The following is a 16,945-nucleotide window of genomic DNA, read 5'->3' on the forward strand; positions in this document are numbered from 1 at the left end:
CTCCGCCTCGGCTGAAAAAAGACAGCTGCACAAGCTGCCTTTTGCCGTTTCTCAAAGTTAAAAATACAATATCACAATCTTCAGCCACTTTCAACGAGCGTTAAGAATTTGGCGGAATTTTTGATCTGTTCTGAGGGTGAACGATGCTTGGCCTTACTTTTGAGCCAGGTACAGACGTCCGAATGAGCACTTGCCATAAAGCCTTTCCATTAAAAGGAATAAACGGCCACATATAAGGCGTCTGTAAGGAACGAATGGATGTTAAATAAATAAGTAACAGCGTAAAACCGATGATCAATCCATTCAGCTTAAAGATCGCTACTAGTGCTAATATGATCAGTCGGATGATTTTATTAGCGACACTCAGTTCATAACTTGGAGTGGTGAATGTGCCGATGGCTGCTAGCGAGACGTATAATATGACCTCTGGTGTAAATAAACCGACATCAATTGCAATTTGTCCAATTAAAACGGCCGCAATCAAGCCCATGGCAGTCGACAAGGCGGTCGGCGTATGGATCGCCGCCATTCGTAAAAATTCCACCCCAAAATCAGCAAGGAATACTTGGAGAATGACAGGGATATGAGAAGGTTTGTTAAATCCAATATAGCTTAGATTGTCTGGCAGAAGATTCGGTTCTAGAATAAAAAGAAACCAGATCGGCAAAAGAAAAGTAGAACATAAGATGCCTAAAAAACGCACCCATCTTAAAAAAGTCCCAACTGCTGGCGCCTGGCGGTATTCTTCAGCATGTTGAACGTGATGAAAAATAGTGGTTGGTGTAATGATGACACTAGGAGATGTATCCGTAATGATGATGACATGCCCTTCTAATATATGGTTAGCGGCTACATCTGGGCGCTCGGTGTATCGCACAAGCGGGAAGGGATTATATCCTTGCTTAATGATAAATTCTTCTATTGTTTTATCAGACATCGTCAGTCCGTCAACTTTAATCCCAGACACTTCCTTTTCGATAATATCAACAAGATCAGGATCAGCAATGTCTTCAATATAACAAACACAGACGTCTGCTTTAGAGCGCTCGCCTACTTTAAGCATTTTGTATCGCAGTTTTTCATCCCGCACTCTTCTGCGAATGAGTGCTGTGTTCACAATGATGTTTTCAACAAAGCCGTCTCTTGCACCTCTGACAACCTTTTCTGTATCCGGTTCCTCCGGCATTCTGCCAGGGTAGCTCCTGACATCAATAATAAATGCGTAATTTTCACCTTCGACAACGACTGCCACAAGTCCAGACAGCACTTGATCCACTGCCTCATCAAGCGTTTCAACTTTTGAGACTTGCTGATTGACAAGACGGTTTTCTACCACACGTGCAAGATCATCTGATTCAGGTTCGTTGTCATTGATTTCAATCAGTTCTTTTAATAAATAGATCACATATTGTGTATCACATAATCCATTTACATAGTAAAGCTGGATTTCCTGATCATGGACATAAATTTTCCGAACGCCAAGGTCAAAGCTAAGACCCATCCCGACATTGTCTTTGAAAAAATCTTCATTTTTCTTCGGATCTCGGTACACGTGCACCTTGTCTTTCTTCATGGAAACCGCTCCTTTCTAAAATTAATTCGACTGCCTTCATTGTGATGGGGGACCCTTTGCTTAGATCATCTTTCCGTCCCATCTTGCCAATATCTCCAATGCCGACAACAATCGGAAGCTGTAGTGAATCGAGACAATACACTGTATCTCCACTCATTTTGTGTGGTTCCATTTCTGGAAGTCCATGTTTGTCAACGCCGTATTCTGTCAGTTCACCTTCCCGGTCAATGGAGACATGTACCTTTGTCCATTCCGCTTGATGGGTTTTAGATGCCACTGCAATGGCGCCAATCACTTCAATTTCAGGGTGACGTGCTACGTGCTTCATCGCCGTCTCCCCTGTTCCTTCACCTGTTAAGCCAGAATCATCAAACATGACAAACACTGGGTCATACGGCGTTTTCAAAATCATCTGGACCAGTTCTGGTCCTGTTCGTTTGCTCGGATTCCCTTTTGAGCTGGAAATACATCTTCCGCCGACTTTCTTTGCGACAAGCTCAATCGTTTTGGCAGCATATATATCTCCGTCTGTCACTAAAATGACTTTGCGTCTTTGCCCCATATTAGGTTATCCTTTCGGTTTAAAGATAAGTGCAATGATAAATGAAAATAAAATCGCAGCTGATATTCCAGCAGAGGTTAACTCAAAAATCCCAATTCCGATTCCAATAAATCCGTGGACATCAGCCTGATGCATCGCCCCATGAAGCAAGCTATGACCAAAGCTTACGATAGGGACGGTAGCACCCGCTCCTGCAAATTCAATAAATTTATCATAAATACCAAACCCGTCTAAAATCGTCCCCGCCACAACAAAGGTGGTCATGACATGTGCCGGTGTGAGTTTCAGTACATCAAGTAAAAGCTGGCCGATCACGCAAATCAGTCCGCCTGCAACAAAAGCAATCAAATAATCCATTAGCTTTCTCCTCCTGCACGCTCAAATACAACTCCATGCGCAATGGTTGGAATGGTCTCTTTTTGCTGAACCATCATTGGGCTGAGAAGCGCCCCGGTTGCTACAACCAATACTCTTTGTAAATTCCCTGCTTTCATTTCTTGAAAGATGTGACTGAATGTCACGACAGCTGAGCAGGCACAGCCGCTGCCTCCAGCGAATACATTTTGATCAGGTGTGTATATGATTAATCCGCAATCATCATGCTTTCGTCCAAGCTGAATGCCATCTTCTTTCAGAAGATCCTTTAAAATAGGCGATCCAATTCCAGATAGATCTCCTGTTAGGATGAGATCATAATCATCTACTGTTCTTCCTAAGTCTTCTAAATGTTGTTTGATTGTGTCTGCCGCTGCAGGCGCCATAGCCGAACCCATATCAAATGGATCTGTAATCCCAAGATCCATCACCCGTCCGACGGTGGCACTTGTAATTTGAATTTGGGAAGGTTCTTGGCTGATGACGACAGCACCGCTCCCTGTCACTGTACTTGTGGCTGTATCGGGTTTTTGCCCGCCATATTCTGTTGGATTACGAAATTGCCGCTCTGCCGTCGCATTGTGACTGCTTGTCGCAGCAAGTGCTCTATTGGCAAAGCCACCATCTACTAGCGCTGAGGCAATGGCAACTGATTCCATAGATGTGGAGCAGGCACCAAATAAACAAAGAAACGGGATTTTGAGTTCTCTTGCCACATAGTTGGCTGTCACGTTTTGGTTCAGTAAATCTCCTGCCAGCAGAAGGTCAATATCACTTTTTTGCAAATTGGCTTTTGATAAGGCCATTGATATGGCATCATCCATGAGCTGCCTTTCAGCCATTTCCCAGTTCTTTTGATAACAGTGCATTTCATCATAGGTTTTATCAATGAGATGACCGATTGGGCCTTCTTTTTCTTTCGGTCCTGCAGCTGTTCCTTCCGCATTCACATAAAGCTTGTGTTCAAATACCCAAGATTGCTTACCTGTTAGTTTCACGTTTTATTCCTCCTACGAAAACATCTTTTCCAAGACGTATCGAATAATCCCTACGACATATGCCGAGACGACGCCAAACACAATGACGTTCCCAGCCAGTTTAAACATGTTGGTCGCTACACCTAACACAAGCCCTTCACTTTTATGCTCAAGAGCCGCACTTGTCATGCTATTTGCAAATCCTGTCACCGGGACAGCTGATCCCGCTCCAGCAAACTGGCCGATTTTATCGTAAATACCAATACCAGTTAAAATAGAAGAAATTAAAATAAGGGTCGCCACCGTTGGATTCCCTGCTGTCTTCTCATTAAAATCAAAAAAAGTAATATAGAAATTTTGCAATCCCTCGCCTATCGCACAAATCAAACCGCCGACAAGAAAAGCCTTGATGCAGTTCAGTACATAAGGAGGTTTCGGCTGATACGTTTTCACTTTAGATGGATAGTTCTCTTTTAAACTTGACACGTGTTGTTCCCTCCACATTTTTAAATATAAATAAGCCAATGAAATAGCGAGCCAAACACCTTTCCTAAGACGATGGCCATGAGCAACAGCACAATTTTCCCGTCCATTCCAATTCTTTTCGTTAAGATAGGAAGTACATTTAACACTTCAGTGAGTGCGGCTGCAAGCATGCCGACAAAAATGCCAGATAAAAGACCGATCGGAAGCGCTAGCCATTTGGATAAATGCAAATGGACTTGACTTAAAGTAGCCCAGCCGCCAACGACCGCTCCACTTATCACGGCAGCCTCATATCCTTGAATGAAACGCTGCGTTTTCGTTAATTGCATTAATCGAGGGATAATACCAAGCACTGTGAGAAACGCCACAAATCCTGCCCCTACCGTTAAACCGCCGCCGAGCCCAACAAGCACCACAAAAAGCCATTTACCGATCATGGATATCTTTCAATGTTTCTTTGTTTTCATTGAGTGCGACATAATGATCAAGATCGAGCTGATATTTAAACATTTCCACTTCAAGCGGACTTGGCTCTTCGTTTAAACGCTTTTTAAACACATGATTGAAAAATAAAATCATGCCCAAACCGAGTCCAAAGCTATATGGAATTTGTAATAAATACGGATGCTCAACCGTGTTTCCAGTAATCATCTCGTAAAGGCGGATATGAACAAGCCGCATACTAACATCCTCATGGAAATTCATGATGGCAAGGGCCGCTCCGACAAATAAGAGGAGCCATACAAACACGAATAATACGGGGGACAGCTGACGTTTGCCTGTGTCTATTTCAACAATGACTTCTGAGCCTCCGACTGTTTGAATGTCGATGTCAGGCCACGCTTTTTTGATCGTTTTGACCACATGCATGATATCTAACACAACGATGTGACGATCCTTTTTGCTGACATGGTATATTGGCATTTTGCTCAGCTTTTGCACAGCACTGTCATCTCCAGTGATTTGGGCAATATCCTCTAAATAGATAAGCTGATCATTACCAGTCTTAATCCGATGGCGCAGCCGAATAAAGATTTGTCCGTCCATCCAAGTCACTTCCTATACGATGGGTTAAAAATAGTATGTGGTGAAAAATGGTTCTCATACTGAAAGAACTTGATTTACCGGTAATTACCACACAAAAAAAGCCAGCCGAATTGGCTAGCTGTCTTTTTGATCCATTTGCATTTGGATTTGTTTTAAAATTTTCTTTTCAAGCCGTGAGACTTGCACTTGGGAAATTCCGAGTCTTTCTGCTACTTCTGATTGTGTTTGGTCTTTATAATACCTTAAATAGACAATCAGTTTCTCACGCTCTTCTAATTCTTTAATCGCCTCTTTTAGCGCAATTTTATCAAACCATCTTTCTTCTGAATGATCGGCAATTTGATCGAGCAACGTAATCGGATCGCCGTCATTTTCATACACGGTTTCATGAATAGATGATGGTGAGCGGACCGCTTCTTGAGCGAGGACAACATCCTCAGGTGTGATGTCCAGATATTCAGCGATTTCCTGAACAGTCGGCATTCGTCCATGAGATTTAGACAATTCGTCCCTTGCCCGCCTAATTTTATTTCCAAGTTCCTTTAAGGACCTGCTGACTTTGACGGTTCCATCATCACGAATGAAACGCTGAATTTCACCAATGATCATTGGAACGGCATAGGTCGAAAACTTCACATCATAAGACAAATCAAATTTATCAACAGATTTCAGCAGGCCAATACAGCCTATTTGGAACAGATCATCTGGTTCATATCCTCTATTTAAAAAGCGCTGAACAACGGACCAAACAAGACGCATGTTTTTTTCTACGAGGAGGTCTCTTGCTTGTTGATCTCCGTCTTGGCTTTTTTTGATGAGCTGTTTCACTTCATCATTAGACAGCTGTGCTTTTTTTGCTTGCTTTTTTACCTCCACATCCATATGAGCAGCTCCTTAATTACAAAGCGCTTTGCTTTTTGATAGATGCTTTGTTAAGCGGATTGTTGTGCCCATTTCTGGAGATGAGTCCACCATGACATCATCCATAAAGTTCTCCATGATCGTAAAACCCATCCCGGAACGCTCTAAGTCTGGTTTCGTCGTAAAAAGCGGCTGCCTTGCTTCCTCAAGATCTGAAATGCCCATGCCTTCGTCTCGAATCGTCAGATACACAATATGGTCATCCAGTGTGACGCTAATGTGCACCTTGCCGTCTGGATTCCCGTCATACCCGTGAATGATCGAGTTCGTGACCGCCTCTGATACGACGGTTTTGATTTCTGTTAGCTCATCTAATGTTGGATCGAGCTGAGCGATGAATGCTGCCACCGTTACTCTCGCAAAGGATTCGTTTTGACTTAAAGCAGAAAAAGTCAGATTCATTTCATTTGTCATGATGCCACCCCCAATGTTTGCAGCGCAGTTTGCTCTGAAGGCTCCATACGAATAATTTTAAACAAGCCGGACATATCAAATAAACGGTTCACTGCTGGCGAGATCGCACAGACGACCATTTCACCGCCAAGCTGTTTAATTTCTTTGTATCTTCCTAAAATCACTCCGAGCCCAGAGCTGTCCATAAACGATAAATCAGCTAAATTCAGCACGATGTGGCGAATGTCCTCTGTTTCCAAATAATTCGTCACCTTTTGTCTCAATGTCTCTGCGGAGTGATGATCAAGCTCCCCTGTCAACCGAATGCAAAGTACGCTCTCTTTTATTTGAAAATCAATACCAAGGCTCATCTTTTCTTCCTCCTTGCTCTATTTTCGGATAAAGAATGTTTCTCTTTCTTCACATGCAAATCCTTCACCATGACAAAACTAGTGATCATTCGTCACATTTAGATGTTCTTTTCGTTCATAGCAAAAAAGACTGCCAGTTGCAGCAGTCTTTCACCTTTTACTTCCATTTAACAAATTCGGCCATCGCCCGTTTGAAGAACGTCCAAACACCGGCTTTTTCCATATCTTCTTTCGCTTCAACAGGACTTTCATGAAGCACTTTTCCATCTTTTTTCAAGATGATGGTGCCAAGTTTCGTTCCTTTTGAAAATGGGGCTGTGACATCTTGAGTTAATTTAATTTCTTTTTTGATCTGATCGACATTTTCGCCTTTTTTCGTTAAAAGAGAAATCGGTTCAGACGTGACAAGCTGAATTTTTTTCTTTTTCCCTTTGCTCACTTTGATCTCTGCTACATCTTGACCACGCTTGTACAGAGGGTGCGTTGTATATTGACTAAAGGCGTAATCCAGCATTTTGACGACTTGGGCATTTCTGTCTTTTGGCGTGCTTGCGCCGAATACAACAGCAATGACGCGCATGTTCCCTTTTTTAGCGGAAGCCGTTAGACAGTATTTCGCCTCGCCTGTAAACCCTGTTTTCACCCCATCCACACCTGGATAAAATTTAATGAGACGGTTTGTATTCACAAGCCAGAATTTTTTATCCGTGTTCTGACGAAGATAGTCTTCGTATACACCTGTGAACTTGGTGATCTCTTCATATTTCAACAGCTCTTTCGCCATTTTTGCCATATCATGAGCCGTGCTGTAATGATCTTTTTCAGGAAGTCCTGTTGGATTTTGAAAGACCGTTGAGGTGAGCCCAAGCTCTTTTGCCTTTTTGTTCATTTGCTCAACAAACTGTTCTTCAGATCCAGCAATATGTTCTGCCATGGCAACCGAAGCATCGTTTCCTGACGCAATCGCAATGCCTTTTAGCATGTCTTTAACCGTCATTTCTTCTCCCGGTTCAAGGAAAATTTGTGAGCCTCCCATAGATGCTGCATGATCGCTCGTTCTTACTTTATCAGTCATTTTTAATTTCCCTTGATCCATCGCTTCCATGATGAGAAGCATCGTCATGATTTTGGTCATACTTGCAGGGGCAAGCTTTTCATCACTGTTTTTGTTGTAAAGCACTTTTCCCGTGTCACGTTCCATTAAAATCGCTGATTTGGCTTCATGCGCCAATTCTGATGTTTGTTTTTCTCCTGGCTTTTCAATCTTTTCTTTTGCCATCGCTGATGGTGAAACCATTGAGATAAGGATCATTAAAGTAAACAATGCACATATATGACGTTTCAAGTGGCAGACCTCCATTATCGTAATCCTTTCTATTTTTTCCTCATAAAGGCTGTTTTATTCAGAGATCGTTTGATTGCCATAAAAAAAAGCCCTCTGTTTCATGAACAGAAGGCTTTTTCACGCGATCTATGAGAGTTGTTTGACAACTTCTTTCACTAAATCAAGGAAACTTGCTTTCACTTTTTCCGTCACTTCGATCACTTCATCATGAGAAAGCGGCTGATCTAAAATACCTGAAGCCGCATTAGAGATGCATGAAATACCAAGTACTTTTATGCCTGCATGACGTGCCACAATCACTTCTGGCACAGTCGACATACCGACTGCATCAGCGCCTAGCGTTCTGAGGAAACGAACCTCTGCCGGTGTTTCATATGAAGGGCCTGTCATTCCTGCATAAACCCCTTGCTGCACAGATATGCCTAAATGTTTAGCCGTTTTCTCTGCAAGTGCCAGCAAATCTTTATCATACGGTGCAGACATATCAGGGAAACGAACCCCTTGACTGTCGTTTGGTCCAATTAACGGATTGGTTCCCATCATATTGATATGATCTGTAATCAGCATGAGATCGCCAGGATGGAAGGACGTATTCACACCGCCCGCTGCATTTGTCACAATACATGTCTCAATGCCGATTTCTTTCATCACACGGACAGGAAATGTCACCTGCTTCATATCATACCCTTCATAGTAATGGAAACGTCCTTGCATGGCACAAACGACCGTGCCTTTCAGCGTTCCAATGACGAGCTGCCCTGCATGCCCTTCTACTGTTGAAACAGGGAATCCAGGAATATCTTCATATTTCAATTTGATTGGATTTTCAATCTCATCGGCTAAAATGCCAAGACCTGAACCTAAAATCAATCCAACTGTTGGTACATATGTCGATGCTTGTTTAATATATGCCGCCGCTTCTGAAAACTGTGCTCCCACGTGATTTCCCCCTATTTGAGTTTAGATAAAAAGCTTGTGCCGTATTTTGGCAGCGTTGATTTAAAATTATCTGCTACCGTTGCCCCAAGATCAGCAAATGTTTTCGCTGTTGGTAGCTCATTCGCTTCTTGATGCTTTTTGCTGTAAGCAATAAGCGGAACGTATTCTCTTGTATGATCTGTTCCGTGATGAACCGGGTCATTTCCGTGATCTGCCGTGATCACAAGCAGATCATCCTCTTTTAATAGATCAAACACTTCAGGTAGACGTGCGTCAAATTCCTCTAGTGCCTTACCGTAGCCTTCTGGATCTCTTCTATGTCCATAAAGCGCATCAAAGTCGACAAGATTTAAGAAGCTCAGCCCAGTAAAGTCTGTTTTCAGCGTCTCCACTAGCTTGTCCATTCCATCCATGTTGGATTTCGTTCTGAGTGAAGAGGTGATTCCTTCACCATCATAAATATCAGAGATTTTTCCGATCGCAATGACATCAAGTCCATTATCTTTCAATTCATTCATGACGGTACGGTCGAATGGTTTTAATGCATAGTCATGACGATTTGGTGTTCTAACAAATGCCCCCGGCTCCCCGACAAATGGACGAGCGATGATGCGCCCTACCATATATTTTTCATCTAAAGTCAGTTCACGTGCGATTTCGCAAATGCGGTAAAGTTCGTCTAATGGCACAACTTCTTCGTGTGCAGCAATTTGCAGCACAGAATCTGCTGAAGTATAAACGATTAAATCGCCTGTTTTCATGTGCTCTTCGCCAAGCTCATCCAGAATTTCTGTACCAGACGCTGGTTTATTTCCAATGATGCCGCGCCCTGTTTTTTCTTTTAATTCATTTAACAGTTCATCTGGAAAGCCGTCTGGAAAGACTTTAAATGGTGTGTCGATGTAAAGACCCATGATTTCCCAATGTCCTGTCATTGTGTCTTTCCCATTGGATGCTTCTTGCATTTTTCCATAATACGCAAGCGGTTTTTCGTCCGCTGGAATTCCTTTAATTTCTTTAATATGACTTAGCCCAAGCTTCGCCATATTCGGCATATGAAGCCCGTTCATTTTTTCAGCAATATGTCCAAGTGTATCTGCACCTACATCATTAAAATCAGCAGCATCAGGTGCTTCCCCGATTCCTACTGAATCCATCACAATGAGGAAAATACGTTTATACTGATAATCAGGCATAAAAAAGCGCCTCCTTCAATATTCTTGTCCTTTCACCTTTCACAACTGGAGAGGTCAGACATCTCAAGTATAAACCGTTTTCAAGTCAATTGACAACCATAAACGGTCCAAACATAAAAAAGCATGATACACGTTCACCGTGCCATGCTTTACTTATGCCCTTGGATGGAATTTGTGATACACGTCTTTTAATCTTGTTTTTGTGACATGTGTGTAAATTTGTGTAGTAGAAATATCGGCATGTCCGAGCATTTCCTGTACGGCTCTAAGATCCGCACCGTTTTCAAGCAAATGTGTCGCAAATGAATGTCTGAGCGTATGAGGCGTCAATTCTTTTTGAATACCTGCTTCTATGGCTCGTTTCTTTAAGTTCTTCCAAAAGCCCTGCCGCGACATTTTTTTTCCGTGATGGTTCAGAAACAAAGCATCGGCCGGCTGTTTTTTGAGCAGCTTGTTTCTGCCTTTTTCTATATACACTTCAATCGCACTTGCAGCAGCTTCACCAATAGGCACGATCCGCTCTTTTCTTCCTTTTCCAAAACAGCGGATAAACCCCATGGTCAGATGCACATCTGCAAGAGTCAGATCAAGCATTTCACTTACGCGAATACCTGTTGCATATAAAAGTTCGAGCATGGCTTTGTCACGGTAGTCAAATGGTGTTTGCTGCTTAGGTGTATCGAGCAGTTTTTCTACCTCATCTAATGATAGAACTTTCGGTAATTTCCGCTCTGTTTTTTGTGATTCAATGTTCCATGACGGGTCATCTGTTGTCACTTTTTCACGGAGCAAAAATTGATGAAAGGAGCGTATCGATGATAGATGACGGACGGACGTTTTACTCGATTTCCCCTCGTCTTTTAACTGTTTTAAATAATGAATAATATGAAGGCGTGTGACGTCTTTTACATCTGTCAATTGTTCATGCGTCATTAAAAAAGACAAATAGTTCTGTAAATCTCTTTTATAAGAGACAATGGTATTTTCAGAGAGCCCTCTCTCTACTGTCATAAAATGAATAAAGTCGGATAATTGATCCTTCAATGGTTTCTACTCCCCGTTTTGATAAAAATAAATCAATCGATCCTGCCAGCTGTCTTGTTTCGGCTGATCCATTTCCATCACTTTTATCGCTGCACCTTCTGGTTTATCATAACGATGATAGCTTTCATATTCTGAATTTATCCATATCATAGCATAATAGAACAGGACGGTAAAACCAGTGAACAAGATAAATACTTTCATTACTTCCCCTGTTGTTTTGAGCCATTTTCGCATGTTCTTCATGTCCTTTCTCGTGTTCTCATTACTTCAGCATATGCCAGGTGGGACAAGGAATATACAGCGAACATGCAAAAAACCTTTTCATCTTGAATGAAAAGGTTCCAATTCGGATTATTTGCCGGATTCATCATCATGACACCGGTGGCAAATACCATGGAATGTCAATCTATGATCCTTAATTTTAAATTTCCAGTCGCGTTCAATAATCTCTTCAACATCTTCTAATAAATCATCTTCTATCTCATCGACTGTCCCGCATTCCATGCAGACAAGATGGTGATGGAAGTGAGCGGCTCCTTCTTTGCGAAGATCATATCGCGAAACGCCGTCTCCAAAGTTAATTTTATCAACAACTTTCAGTTCAGTAAGCAATTCTAACGTCCGATAAACAGTAGCAAGACCAATTTCAGGAGACTTCTCTTTTACGAGGAGGTATACATCTTCTGCACTTAAATGGTCTTCTTCATTCTCAAGCAGTACTCTTACTGTTGCTTCACGCTGTGGCGTGAGCTTATAGCTGGAAGAATGAAGCTGTTTCTTAATTCGATCAATCCGATTTTCCATTGACTTTCCCTCCTACGCCACATTACTTGATCATTATATCAAATGATGTGCAGAGAGCCAACTATAATCATTTTAAATTGATAAATAAATTGATTATTATTTAATAACGATTATAAAATCATCAAAACAGAACACCTGCCAGCTTTTTCATCAGCATGAATGATAAGTATGATTCAAAAAAGGACGAAAGAGCAGCGAGGGTTAAAATCATCAGTAGAACAGAAGCATACCGGCCAAACCAATGGATTGGCGCTTGACTGATGGTTTTTTTCATAAAAAGCTGACCAATTAAACGAATGGAGAACGCAATCGCACAAGTTCCGATCACTAAATACGCAGGAATGAGCAAGATATTTTGAGGAAGCACCGAGACAAAAGATAGAAAAAAACCGCTAAGCCCCATTTGATTGACCAAAAAACCAACAGTAAACCCAACTACAATCCCTTTTAAAAAAATCATCAGAAAAATAAGTGGCAGGCCAATGATGGAAATTCCGAGTATCCACATGAGGCCCAAATATTTCATATGATGCAAAAAGCTTTGCAAAAACATGTCTTTTGATTCTGCTGCTTTCTCATTCGTCAGTTGACCAAAAAATTGATTTAAATAGTAGAATAAATCCTCTTTCTGACTCATTGTCATACTATTGACGATAATGGCTCCAAAAATGACGCCCATTAAAAATAGTACAGAAACAAACAAATAAATCGATACATGATCTTTCACGTGCTGAAGAAGATGTTCTTTCCAAGACTTTTTCCGCATGCGCCTTCCTCCCAAATAGTAAAGGTTACTAGATTCTATGAGAGAGCAGACGAAACATGACAGTTTTATAAAAAGAAAAACGAGAAAGCAGCTGTACACCGCTCTCTCGTTTCCTTTATCGTGCAGCTTTTTGTACGTTCACAAGCCCAGCGCCATAATAAAAAGGTTCGCCAAGTTTTGTTGCCGTTTTTGTCAGCCTTTCACGCAATTCATCATTTGTCAGATTCGGATGTTTTGATAGAATGACTGCCGCAGCACCAGCTACATGAGGTGATGCCATAGACGTTCCACTCTTATATCCATATTCGTTATGAGGAATGGTACTTAATGTTGAAACACCTGGTGCTGATACTTCCACTTCTTCCCCAACAGAGGAATCAAAGGCTCTTTGCTTTCGTTGATCCACAGATGCGACTGCCATGACAGAGCTGTATTTGGCCGGGTAATCTATCGTATTAAGTGACCCGTAGCTCCCAGCATTTCCTGCAGATGCGACAATGAGAATCCCGTTGTCATAAGCTCGATCTACCGCTTCTTTCAGCGCCTCCGATTCACTTGCTCCCCCCATACTAATATTGATAACATCCATCTCATTCTCAATCGCCCATTCAATGCCTTTAATGATCCAGCTATAGTAGCCGTCACCATTTTCATCTGCCACTTTCACCGCATAGATCGAAGCTTTTGGTGCCACACCAACGACGCCTACTTTATTATCTAATGCTGCGATCGTGCCTGCAACGTGAGTTCCGTGTTCATGCGGGTCAACGAGCGGATCGGACTCTGTTGGAACAAAGCTGACACCACCAGTTACATGTAAATCTTCATGCTTGCCGTCGATTCCACTGTCAAGAACAGCTACTTTGACATTCTGTCCGGCATATCCTCGTTTATGTACCTTTTGTGCTTTGATGCTTTTGATGCCATAAGGAACGCTTTGACCGCTTGTTTTTGCTTTTTGGTCTTCCTCAATAAAAGTAACTTCTTTTGCTTGATGTAGTTTTTCTTTTGATGCTTCGTTCAACGAAACTTTCATCATATCTATTTTCTCTATTGATTCTTTCACATGACCGCCGGCTTTTTCAACAAGCTGTTTTTGTGTTTTGTCTTGAACGGAAGAAGAAAAACCGATCATATACTCTTTTTTTGCTTGATCCTTTGCAGATACATCTGATGCGCCGAATGTCATCGATGCCAGTAGCATACTTGCCATACAAAGCCCTGCTCCAAATGATTTGACCTTCACGATACCCACTCTCCCTTTCATTTCTTTTTGTCATTTAACTACATTTTTAGACAAAAAGAAACGACCGTTTGTCCTATTTTTTAAAATTTTTCCAATTATTTGATCTACTTGTCACAAAAAAGCAAAATAAAAATGCTTATGATCCTGTTCATAGCGATCATAAGCATTTTTACCTTTATGTTTTTTCATCATATGCTGCAAGGCTTCTTGTTTTGTTTTTGTCTTTCTTTCGTGTGTACTAAAATGCGGCATATTTCCTCTCGATTGTTCTGGATTTCGGCTGTGCTGCCTTTGAAGGTGTTCTCTCTTTTTCTTTGCTTTGCTTTTTCCCATTTCGCAAAACCCCTTTCGTTGTTGTTATGATACATGAAAGCATCTAAAAAAGATAGACGTATACACGCCTATCTCAAATTGTTGACAAAAGGCTAAAATGTACTTGATTTTAGCCTTTTGTCTTCTTTTCAGCGTGATAGAAAACCTTTGAAGTCTAGGAAGGACGAGCACCGGAGCAGAGCGAATTTGACATTCGTGAGCACCGGAGCGCAGGACTGACAAAGAATGCGAGGGTTTGTCTACACGCTGAGATAGACGTATACACGCCTATCTTTCTTTTCTCACCATATCAAGATGCGGAATTCCATCCTCATCATAACAATCTGAGACAGCTTCAAAGCCAAACGATTCGTAGAACGATTTCAAATAAGCCTGTGCTTGGATTTTAATCTTTGTTTCGCCTAATTCACTGAGCTTTTTTATCGCCTGATCGAGCAGGATCTTCCCGTAACCTTTTTTCCGGCCGGTCTTCGTCACAAGGACACGGCCAATGGATGCCTCTTTGTACATGATCCCGCTTTGGAAAATGCGGCAATAAGCGACAATCGTGCCGTTCTCTTTGGCGATGACATGCAGCGCCTCTTGATCACGATGATCAATTTCAGGATAAGGACATGTTTGTTCTACAACAAACACATTTACCCTTTCCATTAAAATCAGGTAAAGGTCCTCTTTAGACAGTTGTTCAAATGTGTGACATGTCCATTTAAGTTGATTCATGATTGATATCCACCTTACCGTAGACTCCGCCTCCGCCAGCGATCAGTCCAACTTCACCTCTTCTTGCTTTGATGATGTAATCGGCTGTTTTCTCAGGCAGGACCGCTTTTAATTCTTGTTCTGTTGCTTGATGAAGAATATTCATCTCTGTATGAAAGACAGCTTTTAACTTTTCTAACGTTTTGGCTCCAACACCAGGAATAAAATGAAGGGGAAGCTGGTGAACATAAGGAGGCCTTATTCCTTTGTCACTTTCTTGGTCAGCAAGCTCCTTTAACCGCTCACTCACCCCTTTTGTCATTCGGGTATGGCCGCATGCTTGGCACTTTTCTTGATCCTGACTGTCAGGTCTTACCCCGCATTTCTCACAGGTCGTATGATAATACTTTCCGAGCCGCGGAGCGAGCCCATAATTTCCAGTGATATTTCTGCCATCTTTACCTTGAAGCGCTAGCTCAAATTCAGCAAAGGAGGCATGATCCATTCGGATCTTCGTATATTCCCGCGCAATTTTCCCTAAAGAATGGGCATCTGAATTTGTTAAAAAAGGATAACGGTTTAGCTCACTTAGCTGGGAGGCCATAGACGTATCACAGCTAAGGCCAAGCTCAACAGCATCAATGAGTTCTGGATCGAATACTTCGGTTAAAGAAGTATTAACCCCTTTGCCGTATAAACTTTTATGCGGCGTAAAAATATGGGCAGGAATAAATAATCCCCCTAGTTCCTTCACCTTATGCTGAAGCGTTCTTCCATCCACATATAAACGCTGTGAACTCAAATGCACATTTTTCATATGAAGAGAAAGCCATGCGGAAAACTCAGACATTTTACGAAGCGTGGGCATAAAGGCAAGCACATGAATCGGACCTTTTGATTGGTCATCATTGATTTCTAGCTCACTGCCTAAAAGCAAAACGGTCTTTCCAAATGATAAACCGCCATCGCTTAGTTCCGTGTATATGCCTTCCTCTACACCTTCTATCAATTCTTCTAGGACTTCAGGAGATTGCGCATCAATCACACCAATCATCCCCATCCCTTTACTTTGAGACGCTTCAATGAGAATCTGGTCAATGGTCAGTGACCTTGCACCTGTAATTTTGACAGCCCTGCCTGTTCTTGTTCGACCAATATGAATATGGATATCTGCAAAGAATTCCCTCATTTTGTAGACTTAAGTACCTCTTGCAATTGTAAGTATTGAATGGCATAGGCTGTTTTCGCATCATAAATATGTTGTTTTTCGATGAGGTGCAGTGCTTCTTCTAGTGAAACTTCCATCACTTCGACAAATTCATCCTCATCCAGCTCTCGTTTCTCTTCAAGTGGGACGAGCTGATCGGCAAGGTAGATATGAACAATTTCATCCGCAAACCCTGGTGATGTATAAAAGGCGGTCAGCTTTTGGAGCGCCTGAGTTGTATAACCTGTTTCTTCTTCTAATTCTCTCAGTGCTGTATGTGCCGGCTCTTCTCCTTTTTCTAATTTTCCAGCCGGAATCTCAACGATGGCTCTCTCCAGTGCTTTACGGTATTGCTTGACCAAAATGATTTTATTTTCGTCTGTACGTGCAATGACTGCTACTGCACCTGGATGTTTAATGATTTCGCGTTTGCCTGGTTTTCCGTTCGGCAATTCTACATCTTCAAGAACCAAGTCAATGATTTTTCCGTTATATAATGTTTTTGACGATAATGTTTTTTCTTCAAAGTCCTTCAATTTTGTCAGCTCCTCGTTCTACTTTCACTTTTTACTTCATTCATTTTAACATAGATGTTTTAGGAGAAGCCAAAATGCGGATGCCTGCTTCAATGCGCCTTTTGAAATCACCTAGCTTGAATTCC

General features: G+C 41.8%; 22 protein-coding genes. All 22 read right to left on the reverse strand.

Features of this window, described 5'->3' with window-relative positions; all coding sequences use genetic code 11:
• Positions 1 to 100 precede the first annotated feature (100 nt).
• The 22 genes from MHB38_RS11140 to MHB38_RS11245 all read right to left on the reverse strand — a co-directional run bounded on the left by MHB38_RS11140 (position 101) and on the right by MHB38_RS11245 (position 16,820).
• Positions 101 to 1,573, reverse strand: coding sequence for a spore germination protein (locus MHB38_RS11140; protein ID WP_007501043.1), 1,473 nt, complete (start codon positions 1,571 to 1,573; stop codon positions 101 to 103).
• The gene (locus tag MHB38_RS11145; RefSeq protein WP_007501044.1) at positions 1,527 to 2,135 is read right to left on the reverse strand and encodes a stage V sporulation protein AE; all 609 of its coding nucleotides are present in this window, start codon (positions 2,133 to 2,135) and stop codon (positions 1,527 to 1,529) included. The genes MHB38_RS11140 and MHB38_RS11145 overlap by 47 nt, the downstream gene beginning before the upstream one ends.
• 6 nt (positions 2,136 to 2,141) lie before the next feature.
• Positions 2,142 to 2,492, reverse strand: a complete 351-nt coding sequence (gene spoVAE / locus MHB38_RS11150; RefSeq protein ID WP_007501045.1) for a stage V sporulation protein AE — start codon at positions 2,490 to 2,492, stop codon at positions 2,142 to 2,144.
• Positions 2,492 to 3,508: a stage V sporulation protein AD gene (gene spoVAD / locus MHB38_RS11155; RefSeq protein WP_008344437.1), complete on the reverse strand. Its 1,017-nt coding sequence runs from the start codon at positions 3,506 to 3,508 to the stop codon at positions 2,492 to 2,494. Before spoVAD ends, spoVAE begins: the two co-directional genes overlap by 1 nt.
• Positions 3,509 to 3,520: 12 nt before the next feature.
• A complete protein-coding gene (gene spoVAC / locus MHB38_RS11160) occupies positions 3,521 to 3,973 on the reverse strand; it encodes a stage V sporulation protein AC (RefSeq protein ID WP_024718929.1) in 453 nt (150 codons plus the stop codon).
• A gap of 20 nt (positions 3,974 to 3,993) precedes the next feature.
• Entirely contained in the window at positions 3,994 to 4,410 is a 417-nt protein-coding gene (locus MHB38_RS11165) for a stage V sporulation protein AB (protein WP_007501049.1), read from the reverse strand.
• A complete protein-coding gene (locus MHB38_RS11170) occupies positions 4,400 to 5,020 on the reverse strand; it encodes a stage V sporulation protein AA (RefSeq protein WP_081114606.1) in 621 nt (206 codons plus the stop codon). Before MHB38_RS11170 ends, MHB38_RS11165 begins: the two co-directional genes overlap by 11 nt.
• A 114-nt stretch (positions 5,021 to 5,134) precedes the next feature.
• Positions 5,135 to 5,902: an RNA polymerase sporulation sigma factor SigF gene (gene sigF, locus MHB38_RS11175; RefSeq protein ID WP_007501051.1), complete on the reverse strand. Its 768-nt coding sequence runs from the start codon at positions 5,900 to 5,902 to the stop codon at positions 5,135 to 5,137.
• A gap of 12 nt (positions 5,903 to 5,914) precedes the next feature.
• Entirely contained in the window at positions 5,915 to 6,355 is a 441-nt protein-coding gene (gene spoIIAB / locus MHB38_RS11180) for an anti-sigma F factor (protein WP_007501052.1), read from the reverse strand.
• Entirely contained in the window at positions 6,352 to 6,705 is a 354-nt protein-coding gene (gene spoIIAA, locus MHB38_RS11185; protein ID WP_008344431.1) for an anti-sigma F factor antagonist, read from the reverse strand. Before spoIIAA ends, spoIIAB begins: the two co-directional genes overlap by 4 nt.
• Positions 6,706 to 6,862: 157 nt before the next feature.
• Complete coding sequence (locus MHB38_RS11190; RefSeq protein ID WP_201297801.1) at positions 6,863 to 8,017, reverse strand: D-alanyl-D-alanine carboxypeptidase family protein; 1,155 nt, start codon at positions 8,015 to 8,017, stop codon at positions 6,863 to 6,865.
• 159 nt (positions 8,018 to 8,176) lie between these two features.
• Positions 8,177 to 8,989 (reverse strand): purine-nucleoside phosphorylase, encoded by an 813-nt coding sequence (locus MHB38_RS11195; RefSeq protein WP_019743098.1) that lies wholly within the window; start codon positions 8,987 to 8,989, stop codon positions 8,177 to 8,179.
• An 11-nt stretch (positions 8,990 to 9,000) separates the two neighbouring features.
• Complete coding sequence (gene deoB / locus MHB38_RS11200) at positions 9,001 to 10,185, reverse strand: phosphopentomutase (protein ID WP_058214176.1); 1,185 nt, start codon at positions 10,183 to 10,185, stop codon at positions 9,001 to 9,003.
• A gap of 153 nt (positions 10,186 to 10,338) precedes the next feature.
• Positions 10,339 to 11,229: a site-specific tyrosine recombinase XerD gene (gene xerD, locus MHB38_RS11205; RefSeq protein WP_007501057.1), complete on the reverse strand. Its 891-nt coding sequence runs from the start codon at positions 11,227 to 11,229 to the stop codon at positions 10,339 to 10,341.
• Positions 11,230 to 11,235: 6 nt separating this feature from the next.
• Positions 11,236 to 11,463, reverse strand: coding sequence for a YqzK family protein (locus MHB38_RS11210; RefSeq protein ID WP_008344420.1), 228 nt, complete (start codon positions 11,461 to 11,463; stop codon positions 11,236 to 11,238).
• A gap of 117 nt (positions 11,464 to 11,580) precedes the next feature.
• Entirely contained in the window at positions 11,581 to 12,033 is a 453-nt protein-coding gene (gene fur, locus MHB38_RS11215; protein WP_003215577.1) for a ferric iron uptake transcriptional regulator, read from the reverse strand.
• 121 nt (positions 12,034 to 12,154) lie between these two features.
• Positions 12,155 to 12,799, reverse strand: coding sequence for a stage II sporulation protein M (gene spoIIM, locus MHB38_RS11220; RefSeq protein WP_046343901.1), 645 nt, complete (start codon positions 12,797 to 12,799; stop codon positions 12,155 to 12,157).
• Positions 12,800 to 12,914: 115 nt separating this feature from the next.
• Positions 12,915 to 14,045 (reverse strand): S8 family peptidase, encoded by a 1,131-nt coding sequence (locus MHB38_RS11225; RefSeq protein ID WP_008344415.1) that lies wholly within the window; start codon positions 14,043 to 14,045, stop codon positions 12,915 to 12,917.
• Between the two features lie 111 nt (positions 14,046 to 14,156).
• On the reverse strand, positions 14,157 to 14,378 hold the full coding sequence (locus MHB38_RS11230) for a hypothetical protein (protein WP_341003413.1): 222 nt from the start codon (positions 14,376 to 14,378) through the stop codon (positions 14,157 to 14,159).
• Between the two features lie 267 nt (positions 14,379 to 14,645).
• On the reverse strand, positions 14,646 to 15,098 hold the full coding sequence (locus tag MHB38_RS11235) for a GNAT family N-acetyltransferase (protein WP_008343848.1): 453 nt from the start codon (positions 15,096 to 15,098) through the stop codon (positions 14,646 to 14,648).
• Complete coding sequence (locus MHB38_RS11240; RefSeq protein ID WP_050827375.1) at positions 15,085 to 16,266, reverse strand: TIGR00375 family protein; 1,182 nt, start codon at positions 16,264 to 16,266, stop codon at positions 15,085 to 15,087. Before MHB38_RS11240 ends, MHB38_RS11235 begins: the two co-directional genes overlap by 14 nt.
• Positions 16,263 to 16,820, reverse strand: coding sequence for an NUDIX hydrolase (locus MHB38_RS11245; protein WP_024718940.1), 558 nt, complete (start codon positions 16,818 to 16,820; stop codon positions 16,263 to 16,265). Before MHB38_RS11245 ends, MHB38_RS11240 begins: the two co-directional genes overlap by 4 nt.
• Positions 16,821 to 16,945 lie beyond the last annotated feature (125 nt).

The sequence above is a fragment of the Bacillus sp. FSL K6-3176 genome (assembly GCF_038003325.1).
Taxonomy (GTDB): Bacteria; Bacillota; Bacilli; order Bacillales; family Bacillaceae; genus Bacillus; species Bacillus altitudinis.

Excerpts from the sequence above, each read along its gene's own strand:
- MHB38_RS11240 (WP_050827375.1), bottom strand. The coding sequence starts at position 16,266 with ATGAGGGAATTCTTTGCAGATATCCATATTCATATTGGTCGAACAAGA.
- spoIIAA (WP_008344431.1), bottom strand. The coding sequence starts at position 6,705 with ATGAGCCTTGGTATTGATTTTCAAATAAAAGAGAGCGTACTTTGCATT.
- fur (WP_003215577.1), bottom strand. The coding sequence starts at position 12,033 with ATGGAAAATCGGATTGATCGAATTAAGAAACAGCTTCATTCTTCCAGC.
- deoB (WP_058214176.1), bottom strand. The coding sequence starts at position 10,185 with ATGCCTGATTATCAGTATAAACGTATTTTCCTCATTGTGATGGATTCA.
- MHB38_RS11210 (WP_008344420.1), bottom strand. The coding sequence starts at position 11,463 with ATGCGAAAATGGCTCAAAACAACAGGGGAAGTAATGAAAGTATTTATC.
- MHB38_RS11230 (WP_341003413.1), bottom strand. The coding sequence starts at position 14,378 with ATGGGAAAAAGCAAAGCAAAGAAAAAGAGAGAACACCTTCAAAGGCAG.
- spoIIAB (WP_007501052.1), bottom strand. The coding sequence starts at position 6,355 with ATGACAAATGAAATGAATCTGACTTTTTCTGCTTTAAGTCAAAACGAA.
- spoVAE (WP_007501045.1), bottom strand. The coding sequence starts at position 2,492 with ATGGATTATTTGATTGCTTTTGTTGCAGGCGGACTGATTTGCGTGATC.
- MHB38_RS11190 (WP_201297801.1), bottom strand. The coding sequence starts at position 8,017 with ATGATCCTTATCTCAATGGTTTCACCATCAGCGATGGCAAAAGAAAAG.
- MHB38_RS11165 (WP_007501049.1), bottom strand. The coding sequence starts at position 4,410 with ATGATCGGTAAATGGCTTTTTGTGGTGCTTGTTGGGCTCGGCGGCGGT.
- MHB38_RS11235 (WP_008343848.1), bottom strand. The coding sequence starts at position 15,098 with ATGAATCAACTTAAATGGACATGTCACACATTTGAACAACTGTCTAAA.
- sigF (WP_007501051.1), bottom strand. The coding sequence starts at position 5,902 with ATGGATGTGGAGGTAAAAAAGCAAGCAAAAAAAGCACAGCTGTCTAAT.
- spoIIM (WP_046343901.1), bottom strand. The coding sequence starts at position 12,799 with ATGCGGAAAAAGTCTTGGAAAGAACATCTTCTTCAGCACGTGAAAGAT.
- MHB38_RS11145 (WP_007501044.1), bottom strand. The coding sequence starts at position 2,135 with ATGGGGCAAAGACGCAAAGTCATTTTAGTGACAGACGGAGATATATAT.
- MHB38_RS11170 (WP_081114606.1), bottom strand. The coding sequence starts at position 5,020 with ATGGACGGACAAATCTTTATTCGGCTGCGCCATCGGATTAAGACTGGT.
- MHB38_RS11140 (WP_007501043.1), bottom strand. The coding sequence starts at position 1,573 with ATGAAGAAAGACAAGGTGCACGTGTACCGAGATCCGAAGAAAAATGAA.